The sequence below is a fragment of the Streptomyces phyllanthi genome, assembly GCF_009377205.1.
Classification (GTDB): Bacteria; Actinomycetota; Actinomycetes; order Streptomycetales; family Streptomycetaceae; genus Streptomyces; species Streptomyces phyllanthi.
Map to the genome: position 1 here is coordinate 1 of NZ_VJZE01000730.1, position 2,899 is coordinate 2,899.

Below are 2,899 nucleotides of genomic sequence, written 5' to 3' on the forward strand. Positions count from 1 at the left end.
CCCGCATCGAGCGCTTCGGCCATGAACGGGCCTCGTCCTCAATCGCCGGACGGGCCGGAACTCCCCCCTGCCCGAGCGAGGCCGAGAGCTTGGGGGAGGGACGGGTAAGGGCGGCGGGGGGCGACAAACCCCCAGGCCCCGGCCATCGGCCGCACCGGTTGCCACAGCCGTTAGGCTGGAGGCGTGGCAGTCGTCGATGTATCCGAAGAGCTCAAGTCCCTCTCGTCGACCATGGAGTCGATCGAGGCCGTCCTGGACCTCGACACGATGAGGGCAGACATCGCCGTGCTCGAGGAGCAGGCGGCCGCGCCGTCCCTGTGGGACAACCCCGACGAGGCGCAGAAGATCACCAGCAAGCTGAGCCACCTCCAGGCGGAGGTGAGGAAGGCCGAGGCCCTCCGCGGTCGTATCGACGACCTCGGTGTCCTCTTCGAGATGGCCGAGGAGGAGGACGACCCGGACACCCGCGCCGAGGCCGAGACCGAGCTCGTCGCCGTCAGGAAGGCACTGGACGAGATGGAAGTCCGGACGCTCCTCAGCGGTGAGTACGACGCCCGCGAGGCCCTCGTCAACATCCGCGCGGAGGCCGGCGGCGTCGACGCCGCCGACTTCGCCGAGAAGCTCCAGCGGATGTACCTGCGCTGGGCCGAGCAGCACGGCTACAAGACCGAGGTCTACGAGACGTCGTACGCGGAGGAGGCGGGCATCAAGTCCACCACCTTCGCCGTGCAGGTGCCGTACGCGTACGGGACGTTGTCCGTGGAGCAGGGGACCCACCGGCTCGTCCGTATCTCCCCGTTCGACAACCAGGGCCGGCGCCAGACCTCGTTCGCGGGCGTGGAAATCCTGCCCGTCGTCGAGCAGTCCGATCACGTCGAGATCGACGAGAGCGAGCTGCGCATCGACGTGTACCGGTCCTCCGGGCCCGGCGGTCAGGGCGTCAACACCACCGACTCCGCCGTGCGGATCACCCACCTCCCCACCGGCATCGTCGTCTCCTGCCAGAACGAGCGGTCGCAGATCCAGAACAAGGCGACGGCCATGAACGTTCTGCAGGCCAAGCTGCTGGAGCGGCGCCGGCAGGAGGAGCAGGCCAAGATGGACGCCCTGAAGGGCGACGGCGGCAACTCCTGGGGCAACCAGATGCGTTCGTACGTCCTGCACCCGTACCAGATGGTCAAGGACCTGCGCACCGAGCACGAAGTGGGCAACCCCGAGGCCGTGTTCAACGGTGAGATCGACGGGTTCCTCGAGGCCGGCATTCGCTGGCGCAAGCAGCAGGAGAAGTAGCGGCGAGGGTTCGCCGCCACCGCTTGGCGTTTTGTCGACTTGGCAACTGCCGCCCACTGGGCGGCAGTTGCCTTTTACGTAGGGGATGTCTGGGTTTTACGTCACACTCACATGTCCTGCCCGGGATCAAATAACACCGAAGAGGACATTGCGCGCGCAACGGCCTTGACGTTGTTGTGAAAAGTGGGAAGGGTGAAACGTGGCATGCGTATCTCTGGGGCGCATGTGACGCGGGGGGATTGAGCGAGCGAACCACCCCTGACGCCGTGGCCCCCGGACGCCTGTCAATTGACGATGAGCTACTGGGGGTAGCAAACACATGACCAAGAAGACGCGGATCCGCCTCGCGCGGGTGGCCGCGGGCGCCGTGATCGCCGCCGGTGCCTCCATGACCGCCGCGGGTGCCGCATCCGCCGCGGATGCGGACGACTGCCTGCTGCCGGGCGTCCTGTGCACCAACGATGACCCGCCCCCGGGCGAGGGCGGCGATGAGCCGCCTCCGGGTGAGGGCGACGAGGACCCGGACGACGGCGTCGGCGTCCCGCCGCCGCCGATCGAGGAGCCGCCGCCGGGCGACCCGGTCGAGCCTCCGGAGGAGGAGGACCCGCAGCCGGAGCCGGAGCCCGACCCGGGCGACGACAACGGCAACGGGAACGACAACGGGAACGGCGACGGCAACAACGGGGGCGGCAACGACAACACCGACCCCGACGGCGGCAGCGGCAACGACGCCGTCGCCCAGGAGGAGGGCTCGTCCTCCCTGACCGACACCGGCACGGAGGTCTCAACCGGCACCGGTACCGGCACCTCCGCCCAGGGCTCGGGTGACGAGCTCGCCGAGACGGGCGCCGCCGAGACCACGTTCCTGCTGGTCGGTGCCGCCACGATGATCGCCGGCGGTATCGGCTTCCGCCTGCTGCCCCGCCTGATGGGCGGCCGCGGCGGCGCCGCCGCCTGAGCCTCACGGCTCACGTCGGCGCGGTAAGCACGACAAGGGCCCGGAGCCGCTCGCTCCGGGCCCTTCCCGTTGTCCTGTGTCCTGGGGTGCCGGGTGTTCTCCCGGGCGCCTCCGGCGTCCTATGCCGTCTGGTGCGCCAGCAGCGCCAGCGCCGCGATCAGTACGGCGAGCAGGGCGATCAGCGTCATCGGGTTCAGCCCGGCGAAGAAGCCCTCCTGCTGGAGACGCTCACGGCTCGCCCGGCAGACGGGGCAGCGGCCCTCACTCACGGGCGCCGCGCAGTTCGCGCACACCAACCGGTCGTACGTCATGCGCCTCGCCCTCCTCTGACTGGCCTCACCCATGCACAACGCCTGGGAGAACTCAACCGTTCCCCTACCACTGTGCCAGGTTCCCCGGGAAAGGGCGCGGGCGCCTTCGCGGGGGTGGCCGGCATCATCCCGCGGCCGCGGGTTCGGCGCCGCCGCTCGCGCCCTCACAGGGCGGCCCCTTCACCCGTACAAAAACGCACAACCCCCACGCAACCCCCACCGGCGACTGCACTCGTGTACCCGGTTCGCGTATGGTCACGCTCACCGATATCCCCGGCGACCTGTGGTGCATCCGTGATCCGATTCGACAACGTCTCCAAGGTCTACCCCAAGCAGACCC

The 2,899-nt window shown here is 69.3% G+C and carries 3 protein-coding genes; 2 read left to right on the forward strand and 1 reads right to left on the reverse strand.

The window, feature by feature from the left end; genetic code table 11:
- The first annotated feature begins 183 nt into the window (after positions 1–183).
- The gene (gene prfB / locus FNH04_RS44065) at positions 184–1,290 is read left to right on the forward strand and encodes a peptide chain release factor 2 (RefSeq protein ID WP_322725623.1); all 1,107 of its coding nucleotides are present in this window, start codon (positions 184–186) and stop codon (positions 1,288–1,290) included.
- A 319-nt stretch (positions 1,291–1,609) separates the two neighbouring features.
- The gene (locus FNH04_RS44070) at positions 1,610–2,248 is read left to right on the forward strand and encodes an LPXTG cell wall anchor domain-containing protein (protein ID WP_152791848.1); all 639 of its coding nucleotides are present in this window, start codon (positions 1,610–1,612) and stop codon (positions 2,246–2,248) included.
- 119 nt (positions 2,249–2,367) lie between these two features.
- On the opposite strand, the gene FNH04_RS44075 is transcribed toward FNH04_RS44070, so the two are convergent.
- Positions 2,368–2,559, reverse strand: a complete 192-nt coding sequence (locus FNH04_RS44075) for a hypothetical protein (protein ID WP_152791849.1) — start codon at positions 2,557–2,559, stop codon at positions 2,368–2,370.
- Between the last annotated feature and the right edge of the window lie 340 nt (positions 2,560–2,899).

Coding starts and splice junctions, on each gene's coding strand:
- FNH04_RS44075 (WP_152791849.1), bottom strand. CDS start 2,559: ATGACGTACGACCGGTTGGTGTGCGCGAACTGCGCGGCGCCCGTGAGT.
- FNH04_RS44070 (WP_152791848.1), top strand. CDS start 1,610: ATGACCAAGAAGACGCGGATCCGCCTCGCGCGGGTGGCCGCGGGCGCC.